This is a genomic window from Sulfurimonas sp. (assembly GCF_023228785.1).
Lineage (GTDB): Bacteria > Campylobacterota > Campylobacteria > Campylobacterales > Sulfurimonadaceae > Sulfurimonas.
The window spans coordinates 1-17,799 of the sequence record NZ_JALOAN010000011.1 but is presented as its reverse complement, the minus strand read 5'-3'; the positions used below and the strand labels follow the sequence as shown (position 1 = coordinate 17,799).

At 36.2% G+C, this 17,799-nt stretch carries 20 protein-coding genes; 2 read left to right on the top strand and 18 right to left on the bottom strand.

Annotated features, from left to right (window positions below):
- Window positions 1–16 precede the first annotated feature (16 nt).
- The 7 genes from M0Q24_RS04240 to M0Q24_RS04210 form a co-directional block, all read right to left on the bottom strand.
- Window positions 17–853: a hypothetical protein gene (locus M0Q24_RS04240; RefSeq protein ID WP_295047736.1), complete on the bottom strand. Its 837-nt coding sequence runs from the start codon at window positions 851–853 to the stop codon at window positions 17–19.
- On the bottom strand, window positions 847–1,671 hold the full coding sequence (locus M0Q24_RS04235; RefSeq protein ID WP_295047734.1) for a hypothetical protein: 825 nt from the start codon (window positions 1,669–1,671) through the stop codon (window positions 847–849). The genes M0Q24_RS04240 and M0Q24_RS04235 overlap by 7 nt, the downstream gene beginning before the upstream one ends.
- Window positions 1,668–2,348, bottom strand: a complete 681-nt coding sequence (rlmB, locus tag M0Q24_RS04230) for a 23S rRNA (guanosine(2251)-2'-O)-methyltransferase RlmB (protein ID WP_295047732.1) — start codon at window positions 2,346–2,348, stop codon at window positions 1,668–1,670. Before rlmB ends, M0Q24_RS04235 begins: the two co-directional genes overlap by 4 nt.
- Window positions 2,349–2,398: 50 nt before the next feature.
- Window positions 2,399–3,214, bottom strand: coding sequence for a 16S rRNA (cytidine(1402)-2'-O)-methyltransferase (gene rsmI, locus M0Q24_RS04225; RefSeq protein WP_295047730.1), 816 nt, complete (start codon window positions 3,212–3,214; stop codon window positions 2,399–2,401).
- A gap of 84 nt (window positions 3,215–3,298) precedes the next feature.
- Window positions 3,299–3,499, bottom strand: coding sequence for a 50S ribosomal protein L31 (gene rpmE, locus M0Q24_RS04220; protein WP_295047728.1), 201 nt, complete (start codon window positions 3,497–3,499; stop codon window positions 3,299–3,301).
- Between the two features lie 504 nt (window positions 3,500–4,003).
- Entirely contained in the window at window positions 4,004–4,681 is a 678-nt protein-coding gene (locus M0Q24_RS04215; RefSeq protein WP_295047825.1) for a 16S rRNA (uracil(1498)-N(3))-methyltransferase, read from the bottom strand.
- Window positions 4,672–5,079, bottom strand: coding sequence for a hypothetical protein (locus tag M0Q24_RS04210; protein WP_295047726.1), 408 nt, complete (start codon window positions 5,077–5,079; stop codon window positions 4,672–4,674). The genes M0Q24_RS04215 and M0Q24_RS04210 overlap by 10 nt, the downstream gene beginning before the upstream one ends.
- Before the next feature lie 106 nt (window positions 5,080–5,185).
- Between M0Q24_RS04210 and M0Q24_RS04205 the strand changes: the two genes are divergently transcribed.
- Window positions 5,186–6,421 (top strand): molybdopterin molybdotransferase MoeA, encoded by a 1,236-nt coding sequence (locus M0Q24_RS04205; RefSeq protein ID WP_295047724.1) that lies wholly within the window; start codon window positions 5,186–5,188, stop codon window positions 6,419–6,421.
- A gap of 308 nt (window positions 6,422–6,729) precedes the next feature.
- Here the strand turns inward: M0Q24_RS04205 and M0Q24_RS04200 are convergent, their stop codons facing one another.
- From M0Q24_RS04200 to M0Q24_RS04175, 6 genes are all read right to left on the bottom strand, one after another.
- The gene (locus M0Q24_RS04200; protein ID WP_295047722.1) at window positions 6,730–7,128 is read right to left on the bottom strand and encodes a PaaI family thioesterase; all 399 of its coding nucleotides are present in this window, start codon (window positions 7,126–7,128) and stop codon (window positions 6,730–6,732) included.
- Between the two features lie 104 nt (window positions 7,129–7,232).
- On the bottom strand, window positions 7,233–7,814 hold the full coding sequence (locus M0Q24_RS04195) for a 6-carboxytetrahydropterin synthase (RefSeq protein WP_295047719.1): 582 nt from the start codon (window positions 7,812–7,814) through the stop codon (window positions 7,233–7,235).
- 3 nt (window positions 7,815–7,817) lie between these two features.
- Complete coding sequence (locus M0Q24_RS04190; RefSeq protein ID WP_295047715.1) at window positions 7,818–8,579, bottom strand: 7-carboxy-7-deazaguanine synthase QueE; 762 nt, start codon at window positions 8,577–8,579, stop codon at window positions 7,818–7,820.
- A 196-nt stretch (window positions 8,580–8,775) separates the two neighbouring features.
- On the bottom strand, window positions 8,776–9,741 hold the full coding sequence (moaA, locus tag M0Q24_RS04185; protein WP_295047712.1) for a GTP 3',8-cyclase MoaA: 966 nt from the start codon (window positions 9,739–9,741) through the stop codon (window positions 8,776–8,778).
- A gap of 5 nt (window positions 9,742–9,746) precedes the next feature.
- On the bottom strand, window positions 9,747–10,421 hold the full coding sequence (locus M0Q24_RS04180) for a hypothetical protein (RefSeq protein ID WP_295047709.1): 675 nt from the start codon (window positions 10,419–10,421) through the stop codon (window positions 9,747–9,749).
- 135 nt (window positions 10,422–10,556) lie between these two features.
- Window positions 10,557–11,897, bottom strand: coding sequence for a hypothetical protein (locus tag M0Q24_RS04175; protein WP_295047706.1), 1,341 nt, complete (start codon window positions 11,895–11,897; stop codon window positions 10,557–10,559).
- A gap of 273 nt (window positions 11,898–12,170) precedes the next feature.
- Between M0Q24_RS04175 and M0Q24_RS04170 the strand changes: the two genes are divergently transcribed.
- Entirely contained in the window at window positions 12,171–12,614 is a 444-nt protein-coding gene (locus M0Q24_RS04170; RefSeq protein ID WP_295047703.1) for an RDD family protein, read from the top strand.
- A 457-nt stretch (window positions 12,615–13,071) separates the two neighbouring features.
- Here M0Q24_RS04170 and M0Q24_RS04165 read toward each other — a convergent pair whose 3' ends face one another.
- The 5 genes from M0Q24_RS04165 to M0Q24_RS04145 form a co-directional block, all read right to left on the bottom strand.
- On the bottom strand, window positions 13,072–13,302 hold the full coding sequence (locus M0Q24_RS04165; RefSeq protein WP_295047700.1) for a hypothetical protein: 231 nt from the start codon (window positions 13,300–13,302) through the stop codon (window positions 13,072–13,074).
- 421 nt (window positions 13,303–13,723) lie between these two features.
- Window positions 13,724–14,668 (bottom strand): c-type cytochrome, encoded by a 945-nt coding sequence (locus tag M0Q24_RS04160; RefSeq protein ID WP_295047696.1) that lies wholly within the window; start codon window positions 14,666–14,668, stop codon window positions 13,724–13,726.
- 10 nt (window positions 14,669–14,678) lie between these two features.
- Complete coding sequence (locus M0Q24_RS04155) at window positions 14,679–15,896, bottom strand: cytochrome bc complex cytochrome b subunit (protein ID WP_295047693.1); 1,218 nt, start codon at window positions 15,894–15,896, stop codon at window positions 14,679–14,681.
- A gap of 16 nt (window positions 15,897–15,912) precedes the next feature.
- On the bottom strand, window positions 15,913–16,443 hold the full coding sequence (petA, locus tag M0Q24_RS04150; RefSeq protein WP_295047690.1) for a ubiquinol-cytochrome c reductase iron-sulfur subunit: 531 nt from the start codon (window positions 16,441–16,443) through the stop codon (window positions 15,913–15,915).
- 58 nt (window positions 16,444–16,501) lie between these two features.
- Entirely contained in the window at window positions 16,502–17,377 is an 876-nt protein-coding gene (locus tag M0Q24_RS04145; RefSeq protein WP_295047687.1) for a hypothetical protein, read from the bottom strand.
- Between the last annotated feature and the right edge of the window lie 422 nt (window positions 17,378–17,799).

Genomic DNA, 17,799 nt, shown 5'->3' with positions numbered 1-17,799 from the left:
GCTAACAAATCTTTGCCTATCTAGAGCCTAATGGCATCAAAGTCAGATCATCTCTTATATTTTTAAGTGAGTAGATATCTGAAATTTTTATGTAGTGAGTGTTGTCATTAAGCTCAAGTATAAGATTTGTTTTTTTACTATCGTGTTTTTCAACCTTTAGTAGATGCAGGGAAGCATCATAGTGAGCGATGTAAGGATACCAACTATTTCTTCTTGATGAAGAAATTTTAAGTTTTTTTACCTTTGAGACATCTATCCACTTGGAGTACAAAGATCTCTTTAGACTAAGTTCAATTCCATCTTCAAGTGACTCTACATTTAGTCTTCCATCTCTCATATCAACCACATAAGTCCAGTCAGTCGCAGAGTCTCTTTTTATATCAACTATATGTGACCCACTTTTTCTAAGTTCTTGTTGAAGTATGAGTGGATCTGTTGCATATTCTGAGGTTAAGTTTATAGTCCAAGTAAACTCTGAGTTATTTAGATTTGACTCTTGTGTTACATATCTATAATAGCCTATATTTCTAAGTGTATCACCCATGATTTTAACAAAAAACAGTGGAGAGCCACTTGTTTTAAATCGCAAAGTAAGCTCGCTAGGTTTTTTAAAAAAAAGATTTAAAAGTCCATTATCTTTTAGCGTCTGTATAACTTTTACAGCATCAACTCTATCATTTACAAAATACTCAGACTTTGGAGAAAACAAGATATCTATATATGCTCTGTTTTGTTCATATATCTTAGGATTTATAAGAGTTTTTATTTTTTGTGTTAAAAGTTCACCATCTTGCAAAATATCTGCAAAAGATAGTGAGCTAAAGAGTAAAATAGCAAAAAGTACTTTTACCATTTTTGTCCTCTGTTTAACTCTTTAAACTTTGCAAAGTTTATCTTTGAGATATTAGAGTCTTTATAGTGAAGTCTAAGGTTAGATCTATCAGTAAACTCTCTTACTTCTCCATTTATCTCAATACTAACATATCCGTGACCGAGGGAGAATAACCACTCTTTATTTGGATCTAACTCTAACTCGCCTGAGAATAATTTTTGATATTTTTTATAGTTTGAGAGGTCAATATAACCTATCCAAAGTTCAGAATTAGGCTTAATTTTAAAAGACTTTACAACTTCAACTACTTCTGACTCTACTATTTTTTCTTTTTCTTTGGTGTCTTCTACTTCTGCTACTGTTGCGTTATCATCTTCTGCATCTTCTTTTGTTATAACTTCTAACTCTTCGCTCTTAGACATACTTTGTTGAGCATTTTGTATAGCACTATTATCTATAGAGTGATTATCTGTTTTTTCACTACTTAGAGCTAAATTTTCTAGTGTAAAAAACATAGCTACTACAAATATCGCTACGGCTATTAGAACATAAACAAAGGTATATTTTTTCTTTCTTGTTGGAGATACAAAAAATCGTGTCTCACTATCATCTTCTTCTGGGGTATTAAGAAGATAATATTCATCAACCTTAGCTTTAAAATCACTTAGATCTACACCATATTCTCTTTGCAAGATAGATATAAAACCTTGCATTTGAATCTTTGTCATATCTTCAAAAGATTCATGCAAAAGAGCTTGAACATGATGTCTTGCTATATGTGTTTTTTCATGAATCTTTTGTGCACCTATCTCTTTTAACTTATTAAGCCCGTCACTCATATTCTCATCCTATCCATTAAAATAGCTCCTGCCACACTAACATTTAAAGAGTCAAATTTATGTGACATTTTTATACTAACAACTTCATCTAACTTTGAGATTATTCTTTTACTTAAGCCCTCGCCCTCATTGCCAAGGACTAATGCTCTTTTTTGTTTTAACTTAACATCCCTAATGTCTGCTCCACCCATGTCAGCGCCATAAAGACAAAATCCAGATGTTTTTAAGTCATTCATAACATCAAGTATATTGTGTTCTAGCGCGAAAGGCATATCAAACAAAGCTCCAGTACTTGTTCTTACTATTGGTGCTAAGTTAAGATTTTTAACTCCACACGCGACAATAGCATCAACACCCATTGCATAAGCAGTTCTAACAATAGCACCGATATTTCCAACATCAGTTAAACCAGATAAAACCAAGACAAACTCTTTATCTAAAGTGGATTTAAAAGGCTGAAGCTCATACTCATCAACTTCAGCTAAGATGCCTTGATGATTTGCATTTTTACACATCGCTCCAGCTGCATCAGATGGAATGCGTTTTACTTCAAAATTCATCTTCATCAAACGAGCATACTCTTTTTTATCTACTTCTTTTGCTAAGTAGAGAGTTTTTATCTTATTTGGATAGTTTTGTATAAGGTATTGGATTGGTTGTTTAGCATAAATTAACATATGGACATTCTAGCAAAAAAAAGTGATAATGCAGTCATTTTGTTATATATTTATAGCTTTAGTAGTCTTTCATAACAAGATTTAGTGTTTTCTTGTGTGATTTTACATATGAGTTTTGCTTGTACTTTCTTTGGTAAGTCTAGTTCTAAAATGTCATTTTCACTTATAGCACTACTATTTTGTTTCTCGCTAGGGCTAATAACTACTACCCACTCACCTCGAAAATTGTCATTTATGGCTTTTTGTAACTCTGAAGCATTTCCACTAAAATATGTTTGAAATTTTTTACTTATCTCTTTTGCTAAAAAGAGTTTTCTAAGAGGTTGCTCTTTTTCTATCTCTTGGAGGAGTTTATTAAGCCTGCGAGGTGATTCATAAAGCACAGTTGCAAAACCACTAAAGAGAGCACCATTAAGTGATGCTGCTCTATCACTTCCCTTATGAGGCAAAAATCCCCAAAAAAGTAGTCTAGTCTCAACAAAGCCACTTGCTACAAAAGCAGTAAGTAAAGCATTTGAGCCAGGCAAAACATCATAGTCAATACCATTTTCTTGTGCATAGCGAACGAGAAGTTGCCCTGGATCACTAATGCCTGGCATTCCGGCATCGCTAACATAAACTACTTCTTTATCAAAAAAAGAAACATCAAGTTCTTCTAAAAAACTTTTTTCATTATGTGAGTGAAGTGATATAAAGCGTTGGTCTTCTTTAAATGAGGTGTTATATCGTTCTTTTAGGATGTGGATGAGTTTTTTTGTGACGCGTGTATCTTCACAAAGCAGGATGTCAGCTTCTCTTAGAACTTCGATAGCTCTAAGAGATATATCGCTTATATTTCCAATGGGAGTTGGAACAAGGCTCAACATTATTGAATCTCACACAATCTTAACAAATCTAGATTATGCTCAGTCACTAAAGCTACGCCTTTGGCGAGAAAAAGCATTAAGTTTTTAGTTTTGAGCGTAACGTTTTTTAAACTTCTCAATTCTACCAGCTGTATCTACCATTCTCTCAGAACCTGTAAAAAATGGATGACACTCGTTACAAATATCTATACGAAGTTCATCTTTTGCACTTTTTGTCTCAAAGCTGTTTCCACAAGCACAAGTTACTGTACATGTTACCAATTTAGGGTGAAGATCTTTTTTCATGTTTTGCCTTTTGATACTCGTTAATGTGCGAATATCTATATATTTTTTAAATCCGTATGGGGGCGGATTTTTAGAAACGCAATTATACCAAATTTTATCTTAACTTAGCATATATTAATTTTAGAGTGACGAAATGGCATCATTGCAGACTTCCCTCTCCATCATTGCAGGCTCGACCCGCAATCTCATCAAGGCTTTAAAACCTTTTGTACTTTTCAAACCCTCATGAGATCCTGAATCAAGTTCAGGATGACGGGTTGTGAGAGTTCAGGATGACGAAATGGCATCATTGCAGACTTCCCTCTCCGTCATTGCGGGCTTGACCCGCAATCTCATCAAGGCTTTAAAACCTTTTGTACTTTTCAAACCCTCATGAGATCCTGAATCAAGTTCAGGATGACGGGTTGTGAGAGTTCAGGATGACGAAATAGCATCATTGCGGACTTCCCTCTCCGTCATTGCGGGCTTGATCCGCAATCTCATCGGGCTTTACTAAAAATACCTTTACAACAATATTTTAGAGCAAATCGCCACAACTGCACTCTCTGAACGAAGTACCATCGGAGTCTCTAATCTAAAACTCTTTTTAGATCCAAGCATCTCCCTTTCACTTTTAGAAAAACCACCCTCGCAACCTACAAGAACTCTCTTAAAGTTTGCATCAGATCCAAGAGAGTGCTGACAAAAGTCAAAAACAACTACATCATCAAACTCATGCAAAAATTCTTTTATGCTTTTGCATTCATCTAGATCCATCATTGAGCTTCTGCCACATTGCTGCATAGAAGCTTCTAAAATCCTCTCAAACCTAGCAAAGTCTAGTTTTATATTTCTCTGACTTCTTTCACAGTAAACAAAGGTAACTCTACTAACTCCAAGTTCATTTAACATAGGAAGCACTTTTTCTATAGACTTAAGATCTATAACGCACCATGCCACATGAAGATACTTTTCGCTCTTTACTTCAAGCATCCTAGATGATAACAAAGAAAGTTCCAAACTCTTTGGATCTATACTTGAGATCTTATAGCTATGAAGCATAGAGAGATCATTTTTTGCTCTTAGATCTAGCTCATCACCGACATTATGTCTGCGAACTTTGACAAGGTACTTGTGAAGCTCTCCTTTGATATTGATCTTATCTTTTGAGGCTTCATCACAAAGTATGTACTTCAAATCCACATCCAAACAGAGATACTAAAAACCAAAAAAACTTCTAGCGCAAAGATTATATAAGCCTCTTTTTTGTGCAAAACAAGTGCCTCAGGAAGTTTTTTATCCACCTTTTGCAGTTTTTTAGATCTTATATTTTCTAAAACTATCACTATCACAGCAAAAAGTATCATCACAACATTCTCTACAGTAAAATCAAGATGCTTAGCAGCCATCATCACTACACCAGTAAAGATAACAGCACCGATTACTGTCATCCCAATAGGCATAAAAAGAGTTACAAATCTAGCATAAGCTCTTATTTCATCCGCTTTTGCAAGCATTAAAAAGTTAAGTAAAATCACCGCTAAAATCCCATAAACACTATAGTTGTGCATAACTATACTCATATCATACATTTCATTCATGGTGAAATTCTACTATAAATTCTATACAAATAGTTATCTCTCACATATTAGCAGTTTGAAAATCCATACTATGCTACAATACTAAAACATTTTAAAAGAGGCATTTATGAGCGTTACAATACTTCAAGCACTTGATTTTATCTACAAAAACACAAAAACAAAAGCACTTAAGATCTTGCCCTTAGAACAAGCTCTAGGCTTTATCTTAGCAGAAGATATTTATGCAACTCACAACCTTCCACCCTACGATAACTCAGCTATGGATGGTTACGCAGTAAAGACTTCAGATGCAAACAAATGTGTCAAAGTAGAGCATACTATCTTTGCAGGCGACAACTCTAGTGAGATCTTAGTAGATGGATACGCTATAAAAATTATGACAGGAGCTAGGATTCCAGAGGGTTGTGAGTGTATAGTTCCCCAAGAAGAGACATCTAAGTGCCAAGATGGTATCAAACTTCCACAAGATCTCTTAAGCGGCAAACACATCAGACTTTGCGGAGAAGATATCAAAAAAGAGAGTCTGCTTTTACAAAAAGGGCAAAAACTCCAAGCTCATCAAATAACCCTCTTAGCATCTCAAGGCATAAGCCATATAAAAGTACACAAAAAACCTCGATTAGCTCTTTTTGCATCAGGAAATGAGCTTAAGATGCACTTTGAACAAGTTGCATCTTACCAACTCTACAACACAAACACACCTACTCTTTTAGCTCGTGCAGAGGAACTAGGTTGCGAAGTTGAGTTTATCGGTACAGCTGAAGATACTATAGATGATTTGAAAAAACATATCAAAAGTGCACTAAACAGCGACTTGATTGTAACTTCTGGAGGAGTTAGTGTAGGTGATGCTGACTTTACACAAGAAGCGTTTGCTTCATTTGGTATGGAGACTTTTTTTGACAAAGTGGAGATAAAACCAGGAAAACCAACAGCTTTTGGTAAAATCGGCGACACTCTTATTTTAAATCTACCAGGAAATCCACTAGCTGCCGCATTAAACTTTGAACTATTTGGACAAAGTATTATCTTAGCACTAAGTGGAGCAAATGAGAAATACTTAAAAGGCATAGATACAAAAATGAAAAATGAGTACAAACTCAAAAAAAGTTCTATCTCCTTAGTTCCAGGAAAATTTGATGGAAGTAGTTTTACACCTTGCCAAAAGTTCGCACCTGGAATGGTATCTCCTCTTGCCATATCAAACTCTTATATTATGGTAGATGCAGGTGTTGGGGTGTTAAAAAAAGATGAAAAAGTAAAAGCTGTACCTATAAACTTTAGTTTTACAACAAGCAAAAAAGAGGACTTCTCATCCCTACTGAGTCCATCAATAACTTGACCTCATTCCCGTCATTGCCACTTTCTCTGGCTCCCACGCTCTGCGTGGGAGTCTATATATATACTACAACTCAGATATATATGCATTCCCACGCAGAACGAGAGAACGAGAGAACGAGAGAAGAGATCCTGAATCAAGTTCAGGATGACGGATTGTGGGAGTTCAGGATGACGAAATGGCGTCATTGCGGGCTTGACCCGCAATCTCATCAACCCACACCTCCGTCATTGCGGGCTTGACCCGCAATCTCATCAACCCACACCTCCGTCATTGCGGGCTTGACCCGCAATCTCATCACGGGTTTAAAATCAAACAATATTGATCCCTTTTCTATATACAGTACCTATAAAAGTTGCAATTGTGTTATCTTCTTCATCACTTATACGTACTTCATAAGTTGCAATTTTTTTACCATCACTTAGCTCTCTTGCTTTAGCAAAGAGTTTACCGCCAGATTTTGCTTTTTGAAAGTTTATATTTGCATTTATACCTAAAGAAAGGTTATTTTTTGAGTTTGAAGCAATGGCAAAAGCAAAATCAGCTAAGGAAAATAAAAATCCTCCATGAACTACATCTGCCCCATTGAGATGTTCTTCTTTTATAGTAGCGCTAACTGTTGCTGTTCCTTCTTCTATTTCTTCTATATGAAAACCTAAAAGTTTTGCAAATCTATCTTGTTTTTCAAAAAATTCTTTTAATTTTTTCATTTTACTCCTTCGTGTAAAAGTGTAATGAACTTTCTCGTTCCATCCTCTCCTGAGGTGGAACAAATATATACATCACACCTCAAGAGAGGTGTGACAAGGTTAGATTAAACCTTTGTTGGATTCGTAAAACTTTCGCCTTTTTTTACTCTCTCCCACAGATCTTTATCACTAAAGTCATCTACAACAGCCCGAGAAAAAACAATGCTCTCTAGATCTATATAGCCCATCTCTTTAGAGTATGCATCATAACTAAAAGCTTGTGCATAGCCTGTTGCAGTCTCGTGAACTATGATGCTATGGAGTTTTACCTCTCTCTCGCCATTTACTGTATTTGTGAGCTGTAAGAGTCTATCTATCATCACAAAAAAAACACGGCTAAACTGCTCACACGATGGAGAAACTGGAAGTTCTATCCATCTCTGTGAGTGTTTTTTCATATCTTCTATATACTCCGCTTCATCACCGCTCCAGATGCTAACTCCATGGTCAAAAGCGTCTATTAGCTCTTTCATGTTTTGCTTCATAAGTCCAAAGTCATAAACCATCTGACCATTATCTAAAAAGTTAGACTCAAAAAGAAGCTCAACTTTGTAAGAGTGTCCATGCAGAGAACTTCTACATTTTTGTGTTGAGCAACCTCTTACTATGTGAGCATTTTCAAACTTAAACATTTTTCTTATTATCATAGTTTAAACTCCTTTATTTGCATCCCAGATCCTTATATGAAGTCTATCTGAGAAGTTATAACCCTTTGCTTTGCAAAACTCCACAAGCATTGGAGTATTTGCCTCTACGGTTTTTTTATCACCGCCTAGTGGCATACAAAAAATATCAGCATTAGGTGCATGTGAAGTTATATCAAAGATCTCATCTTCTAAACCTAGATCTATAGACTCCGCATCTACACTAAATTTAAAAAAAGCATCTTTAGCATACGAGGCTATAGAGTTTATAACATCGTCTCTTACTCTTTTTTTATATGGCTCTTCTGAGTTTGAGAGCTTTACAGATAGAGCAAAAATACACTCTTTATATATCTCAAACCTCTCAAAGTCAACTGCAACAGTTCCATTTGTCTCAAAGCAGATCCTGTGACCTCTTGCGTGAAGTTCTTCTAAAAACTCCACAAAGATCTCATCATTTGCATACAAAAGTGGCTCTCCACCAGTGAGAACTATATCTACACTTTTTTGTGGAAGTTCATATAGATCTAGGACATTTAAAAGTTCTTGGGATCTTGTTATCTTGCTCCACATATGTGAAAAATGCTCTTTGTTTACCGCATAAACAGTGTCGCAACCTACAACTTCAACGCCATCAGGAGCGATCTCACTACAAGCAAAACCCTCACACTTTAAGTTACAAGTACCAAAGCGAAAAAAAAGCGATGGAGTCCCAGTATAACGCCCCTCACCTTGGATACTGTAAAAGTGTTCAACTAGGTATATCATCTATTTCCAATTTTAAAACTTATGTAATTTTTGAAACCCTCAAGAGATCCTGAATCAAGTTCAGGATGACGGGTTGTGGGAATTCATGATGACGAAGTAACGTCATTGAAGCCTCACACTTCCGTCATTGAGGGCTCACACTCCCGTCATTGCGGGCTTGACCCGCAATCTCATTAGGCTTCAAAGCCTCTCTCGTTCACCCACCAGTCTCATAAAAAGCTCTTGATGAGATTTCACCATCTTCTCCACCCCAGCGGTTTTTCTCTGGCTTAGTTCTTACTACTTCTCTTAAAACTTCCGCAGCTGCTTTTATATCTCCCGCTTTTATAGCCTTAGATATACTCATAGCTTCATCAAAGTAGAGACAGGGGATAAGATTTCCCTCAGCTGTTAATCTTATGCGGTTACACTGCTTACAGAAGTCGTCTCCATATGGCTCTATGATTCCAAACCTATAACCATCACTCATAGTATAGTAGTGAGATGGTGATGATCCATCAAAACCATCATCACTAAACTCATACTTAGATCTAAGTATTTCTAAAAGTTCGGCAGACTTTAAGCCCTCTATCTCTTTAGATGCAAAGGAGTTTTGCATATACTCTATAAACCTGATGCTAATCTTTCTCTCTTTACAATACTCCAAGACATCTATGATCTCATCAGCATTTAAACTCTTCATCGGCACCATATTAGCTTTTACTTTTAGCCCGACTTTTAGAGCCTCATCAACACCCTCAAGAACATTTTTGAGTACATCTTTTTGAGCTATCTTTTGAGCTATTTCTGGCTTAAGTGTGTCGATGCTAACATTTATACGTTTAAGTCCTGCATCTTTTAGTCTCTGTGCTGTACCTTTTAGCAAAAATGCATTTGTAGTCATCGCTAGATCTACCTTAGGTTCATAGTCATAGATCATCTTTATAAACTTATCTAGATCTTCTCTTAAAAGTGGTTCTCCGCCTGTTATACGGATCTTTTTTACACCTTCATCGATGGCTATCTTCATAAACAAAAACAGCTCTTCAAAGCTAAGCAAGTTCTCTTTTGGCACCCATGAAAAAGGTTTCTCTGGCATACAGTACTGACATCTAAAGTTACATCTCTCTGTTACAGAGACTCTTAAGTAGTCAACAACTCTGTCATAGCTATCTATTAGCATCTTTTTTACTTATTTAGTATATTTGTTTTTAGAGTTTTAAACTCTTCATCGCTTAGTATGCCTTTTTCTTTCATCTCATAAGCTTTCATGATCTCATCTGTTTTTGACATCGGTGCTGTTTGCATTGGTGTTTGTTTAGCCATTGGAACTTGTGTTGTTACAGGAACTACTACAGGTGCTACAACTTCCATAGATTCAGTTTTTTTAGGGTTTACAAACTCTGTTATGATGTTTTCTGGTGACTCTTCTGATGATCCTGCTAGTCCAGTTGAGGCTATCTCTGTTTTTGCTTCTGAGTTTTTAACTTTTACAAAATCAAAGGCACTTCCATCTTGGCTGTCAACTATTTTAAAATAGTAAGTCTCTCCTGCTTTTAAGTCAAGGTCAAGCACTACTTCTTGTATCTGAGCTTTTGTAGCTGAGAGTGTCATAGGCTGAGGCTTTAGATTAAAGACCATATATTCACCATCTCTTACTCTTTGCATAACTGGTTTATTATTTATACGAAGTGAGTATTCACCACGGTTTGAGCTCTCACTAGAGTCTAGTTTTACTTTTGCATATACATATACTAAAGCTGCATTTTCCAGTGGTTCTTGAAGTTTAAAAGCTGTTTTGTTTCCACATGCACTAAAGAGTAGTAAAGTGGCTGTTAGTAGGAGTGTTTTAACTATGTTCATATGATTTCTCTCTTAGTTTAAAGTAGAGAGATTATATCATAAAGTTTTTGATTGGGGGATTTATTTTGAAGAATTCCTACGCTTTAAAAGCGTAGGAAAGTTTTTAGTAGTTCGATTCTTTAAGCTAAGTGCTTATTAGAAGTTGTAACGACCCCAAACACGAAGTCTGTGGTCAGTGTCAGCAGCATTAATTCCATCTTTTTTATCCCATGAACGGTTGATGTATGCAGCGAAGTATTGAACACCTGCAGCTTTTACGCTATAGATTAGGTCAAACTCACCGTAATCATTTCCCTTATCAACGGCGCCTACACTGTAAGTGTTAAGATTTGAGTTTCCAGCTGAAGTAAAAGCATATTGAGCTGTAACTGTACCATAGTCACCAGTGTTGTAAGCAGCTTTAAGCATGAAAGTATCTGCATCTAAAGCGATAGCATCTTGGTTATATATCATTTGAGTATATAGTGGAGATTTGATACCTGTACCAAAGTTTTTAACAGCTATATTAGCTTTATTATCATCACCATCTACTGATGTAAATGCTACACATAGAGTAAGTGCATCAATTGGAGACATACCAATTTTACCACCAAATGCGTTTGTATCAGCTACAAGAGAAGAATCTGATGAAAGTTGACCACCTTGAAGTCCAAATTTAAGACCTAGTGGTAAATCTTTTCCGGCAACAGCTACATCAGCCCATAATGCATCAGCACCATCTAAAACTACAGTAGCTGGTAGACTAGTATTAGATATTTTAGCTACTCTATAGTAAGAAGCAGTAATTGTAGTCATTGGAATAGACTTGTTTTGAACAGTTGCCATATAAGCTGTTCCACCAACAGTTGTTGCACCATCAATATTAACTTTTGGAGTTAAATCACTAGTACTAGATAGATTCATACCTGTTCCACCTGAAACATAAGCACCAACTAAAGTAGTATCTGGAATATCAGTGTTTACCACTAAAACTGCATCAAAAGTGTTCTTGAAAACATTCCAACCCTCTGAGTAAGCAAAAGGAGAGAGTGATTTTGGAAGCTCTTGACGACCAATCTTAACTGTAGTATTACCTATCTTTTTAGCTATATAGATCTGAGTTAGAGCTAATTGACCAGTTGTGTCTTTTTTAGTACTTAAACCTAAATCTTGTTTAACATTAGAAACAAGATTCTTCTCTAAACCAGCTGTGCCTAAGTAAGAGATTTGTGAACCAAAAGTGAAGTTATTTTTAAGATCTGCATCAAGGTTTAGTTGAAGACCAACGTTAGCTTGTGAACTGTCTTGGTGAAATAGACTTGAACGATCTTTAAAGTCTCCAGCACCTGGAACACTTTCAGTTTTACCATTGTTATCACTTGTTTCATAGTAAAGAACCGCTTGACCAGTTGTTACGATATCGATACCTTTGTCAGCTGCCATTGCAGTTGTTGCGATTAGCGACGCTGCCGCTAAAGAAACCATTGTTTTTTTCATTCTAATTCTCCTGTTTTTTTTTAAAAGTTACCACTTTTAAGAAGTGATAGAAGAGTAACAGCAAGTGTTATTCCACTATCACTTCTCTCATGTGATACATTTTGAGACTACATATTGTACAAGGGTAATTTTTAAATTAAGTTTAAATCATAAGTTTTATTAGTTATTAGTTTACTTTTAGGCATATATAGCCGTTTTTTGGCACTTTTAACTAATTTTTTTGTTTAAAGTTTCATCTTTTTTGCTATAATTTGCCTTATGAGATTCAGAAAATTGAAAAAAAACCAAAAAAACACATCACAAAAACCTAAATATACCTACGCAAAGTATACAAGCAGGATAAAAGCATTTATAACAGATATGTTTATGATTTATGCTCCCATACTCTATATAAGTGCTTATGTCATAATGGATGGTAAAGATGACTTTCAAGCATCACAACTAGCTCCACTTTTAAGCACTGCTCTATATGGACTTATCTATGCACTTCTTATTAGTAGATTTGGACAAACCCCTGGGAAAAAAGCTTATGAGATGAAAGTGGTCGATAGCAGAAGCGGACAATACATAGGTTTTTTCAGAGCCCTTTTAAGATTTATCGCTTTTTTATTCACATCAGCGACATTTTTAGGACTTTTTCTACCTCTATACAGAAAAGACAAAAAAGCTTTGCATGATCTCTTAGTAAATACTCTTGTAGTTGTAGAGAAGAAGTAACATAAACTTTAAAAGCCTAATGAGATTGCGGGTCAAGCCCGCAATGACGGAAGTGTTGGGCTTCAATGACGGAAGTGTTGGGCTTCAATGACGCCACTCCGTCATCCTGAACTCCCGCAACCCGTCTTGAACTCCCGCAACCCGTCTTGAACTCCCGCACTCCGTCTTGAACTCCCGCACTCCGTCTTGAACTCCCGCACTCCGTCATCCTGAACTTGATTCAGGATCTCTTGAGGGTTTGAAAAGTACAAAAGGTTTTAAAGTACAAAAAGGTTTTAAAGCCTAATGAGATTGCGGGTCAAGCCCGCAATGACGGAAGTGTTGAGCCCGCAATGACGGAAGTATTGGGCTTCAGTGACGGAAGTGTGAGTTTAATTTATTTCAAATTTCTGTATTTTATAAACTATAAATATCAATAAAGCTAGCCCTGTTATGAGAGATAATACTAGTGGTATCATTACTTAATCTCCTTTAAACTTTTAATCTCTTTTAGTATTTTTGTAAAAAGCTTTGCAATACTAAAAGATATAATAATTATTAAAAATAGAACAATATACAACTTCCAATAAATTTCATTAAAATAATTTTTAAATATCCAAGCTATCAAAGATGTATCGATAACTATCAATGTTATAAAAATTGCTTTTAAAAAACCTATAAGTTCTTTTATCTCATCTATTTTTGCCATAAAACATTATACACTAATAAAGAAAAATATAAAATCAAGGTGGAGATGAAGCTAAATTGTTCTGCCTAAGGAGATCTACAACGAGAGAAATTTTAAAGCCTGATGAGATTGCGGGTCAAGCCCGCAATGACGGAAGTGTTGGGCTTCAATGACGCCACTCCGTCATCCTGAACTCCCGCACTCCGTCTTGAACTCCCGCACTCCGTCTTGAACTCCCGCAACCCGTCATCCTGAACTTGATTCAGGATCTCTTGAGGGTTTTTCTGACTCCCATGCTCTGCGTGGGAGTCTATATGTGTACTTGCAACTTAGATATATATGAGTTCCCACGCAGAGCATGGGAACTAGTGAAGAGTGTAGCCCGCAATGACGGGAGTGTGAGTTCGCAATGACATGGTTGTCATTGCGTGGAGGTTTTAACTTAGTGTAAGTCTCTCCAAACTTGTTTTTTCCATAGGAATGCAAAAATAGCAAATATAACTATGTATATCATTACCATTTTACCTATCTCTTCTCTTTCGTGACGCTTAGTATCACCTGAGTCTTTCATATACTCTAAAACTTTATCAGCAGCATCAGCAGTTACACCAACACGAGGCATAGCAGTCCCAGCTAAGTGATTTTGAGGATTTTCTATAAAAGTTCTTAAAAAGTCTTCACTACGAGAACGAATATATATACTCAAATCTGGAGGTAGTTTACCCATATACTTAGTAAGTGACTCTTCATACTCCATAACTTTTATATCAAACGCTAGTGAGTCTTTTTCATGTTTAAATGATGGTTTTGTACCTATCTGAGTCCAGTTTTCATAACCAACTGCGTGACATCTACCACAAGCATTTTCAAATGCCATAGCAGGAGTTACTTCATCTGGTGAAACAGCTAGATCTTGTAAGTAAGCTACCATATCAGCTACTTCTTGATCTATGTCTCCGCCCATTCCATAAAACGGAACCATCGGGTGCATCTCACCTTTTGACTCATCAAACTTATGTTCAACTTTTAGTGCGTGTGCTGGGTTTTTGATAAGCTCCGCTAAGAACTTAGCATCGTAAACAGCACCAGCTTCACTTAAGTCTGGTGGATTTACACCATAACTTTGAGCTGCCATTACTGGATCCATAGGAGCTGGCATACCAGCTTTTTCCATAGAGTGACAACCAACACAACCTGCATTTATTATCAACTCTTGACCATTTGCAACATTACCTGTCTTTGTAAGAGCGGGTAAGTCGTTGTACTGAAAGTTTTCACTATCTACATGCTTGTGCATTACACCATGAGCAAAAGGCTCAACTAGGTAGTAAGTTACAAGCGAAAAGAAGATGACGACTATTAAAATTATTGGTTCTTTATTTTTCATATCTTTATCCTTATACCTTTTTTTCCCTAGATGTTATAAATGGAAGTGCTAACCACTGTACAACAAACAATATAGCCGCAACAAGTCCAATAGTACTAAATATACCTTCTGGAGGTAGTTTACCCATGGCAGTCAGAACTATCATGTTTGAGAGCATCAACCAAAACCAAACTTTAAACATTGTTCCACGACGATTTGCTGGACATGTGTTTGGACTTCTATCTAGAAATGGTAAGAACACAAAGATAACTTGAGCAAAACCAAATAGTACAAGACCTAAGTCAATGTTAAACGGACGAAGAATTTCATACGACCACAAGAAATACCACTCTGGGTAGATATGTGCAGGTGTTTTAAGTCCATCTGCTGGATCAAAGTTTACGGGGTCAAGTGCGAAACTATAGTTCCAAAATACTAGGTAAAAGAAGAAGATTAAGAAAATTCCAACAACCATCATATCTTTAGACATAAAGTCATTTGCAAATCTCATAACTTTACTTTCAGCTTTGTTTCCATCAAGATATTTTTTTGACTCAACATCAAAATCTATCTCTTCTCCATCTTGATTGTTTACATGCGGGATACGAAGTGCTGCAAAGTGAAGACCGATAAGTCCTACAATAGCAAGTGGTAAAAGAAGTACATGTAACATAAAGAAACGACCCAAAAATGCTTGTGCAGGAACATAGTCTCCACGAATCCACTCAACAAGTCCATCTGCATGAAGTGAACCACCAGCAAACAGGTTAGTAATAACCATACCAGCCCAGTAACTCATTTGTCCCCATGGTAACATATACCCTGAAAATGCTTCAGCTGAAAAAGCGACAAAAAGAAGCATACCAGATATCCAAATCATTTCACGACCCTTCTTATAAGAACCGTAATAGATACCAGTAAACATATGAATGTAGATAACTAAAAAGACAACAGATGCAGCTACACCGTGAACATGTCTCCATAACCAACCAAAGTCAACTTCTCTCATTATCGTATAGTTTACACTATAAAATGCCTCATCAACAGTTGGTACATAGTACATAAGTAAAAATATACCTGAAACCAATAGTAGTACAAATGTAACTACTAAAACCATCCCCATTGCCCATAGAAAGTTAATGTTTTTCGGAATCCAATATTCCGACATCATCACCTTTTCTACCGTCTCAACTGCTAATCTTTGGTTTAACCAATCTTTAACACCAGTTGCCTTCGTAAAATGTGCCATTTATTTTCCCCCTAATTTATAGCGTAACGCCATTATCTTTCATCGATTGCCACTCAGGACCTACTTCACCTAAAATCAGATTTGTACCATCAATTTTAAACGGAGGAATATCAAAACCTCGTGGAGGTGGTACTTTTGTAACTAAACCAGATGCATCAAACATACCACCATGACAAGCACATAAAAAATCGTTTTCTGCTGGTCTAAATGCTGGAATACAGCCAAGATGTGTACAAAGTCCGATAGCAACCATAAAGTTGTCATCTCCGATTTTGATATTTCTTGCTTCTGCGGCTGGATTTCCCTTTTCATTCTCCATAACTTCTGCTGACTTTTTCAAAACGAAGATAGGCTTGCCTCTCCATTTTTCAGTTACCATAACACCCTCTTGATATGTTGTCATATCTAGAGTTGTAAATCCTGCTGCTTTTACACTTGGGAGTGGATCCCACGATTTCTTCATCGCGACTAATGAACCCACAGCACCAACTGCTGCAACAGCACCAAACGCTTTACCCATAAAACCTCTACGGCTATTATTTTCCATATTTGCTACTTTAGTGTGAATTTTAACTCTGATTATACACTAAATTAGTTTTAATTATTTATAAATTTAAGCTAACTTTTATAAAATCAATCAATTTTTCATTTTTATGTTCCACTTTGTAATACTCGTGTATTTCATGGGCTTTCAATATTGTCAAGAGCTGACTATTTTGGTAGTTTTGCACTATAGGGATGTTCATTTTCTTAAAAATTTCTAAAAAATTATCGGGATAATCTCTTCTTTGAATAAAGATAGGTTTTCCTCCAGATGCTAGGTTTTCTAAAACTGCTTGATGTGATGAACTGATAAGAATTTTTGACTTTTGGATGACATCATCATATTTTTCAAATTCATAATGTCTCTTAAATTTCTCTTTTAACATATCTTCATAATCAAAAAAATAGTAAAAACCTAAAAGTAAATCAGCATCTATTTCATCTAAAAGTGAAAGATTTTTTTCTAATTGTTTGTCATAATCATCATCACCGAAGAAAAAAGATATATCTATAGTTTTTTCTTTTTCTTGGAAGTATTTTTTATCAATGACTAAAGTATTTAAAATTTCATCCCCTTCTAAATAAGGCGATATCAAAAATTCTCCATCTTCTTTTTTGTCATTTTTCTCATCGCTTATTCGAATAAAGCCTGAGAAGTAGTTTCTCATATCTTGGAGCATTATAGGGTTAGCTTCTGCAGAGTCAAAGATAAGGTTGTCACCATGATTTGCGATCTGAGGAATATTTCTAACAACATCAACTCCCACACTCTTATCTACTCCAAACTCAGAAGCGATCTGAGCGATACGATAATCAGAACATAAAAGTGTAATATCAACATCTTTTAAAAGTCGAATGATTGTACAAGCTCTTCTAAATCTGTCTAAGCCAATACGATGGCCTGTATGAACATAGTAGTAAGTTTTAGGGTTTAACATATTTTTCCTTCTTTTTGGTGTTAGTGCTTTTTCCGTCATTGAAGCCCAACATTTCCGTCATTGCGGGCTTCCCTCTACGTCATTGAAGTCCAACATTTCCGTCATTGGAAGCTCAACATTTCCGTCATTGCGGGCTTGACCCGCAATCTCATCAGGGCTTTAAAGCCTTTTGTACTTTTCAAACCCTCAAGAGATCCTGAATCAAGTTCAGGATGACGGGTTGTGGAGTTCAGGATGACGAAGTCGCGTCATTGCGGGCTTGACCCGCAATCTCATCAGGCTTTAAAGCCTTTTATACTTTTCAAACCCTCAAGAGATCCTGAATCAAGTTCAGGATGACGGGTTGTGGAGTTCAGGATGACGAAGTCGCGTCATTGCGGGCTTGACCCGCAATCTCATCAGGCTTTAAAGCCTTTTATACT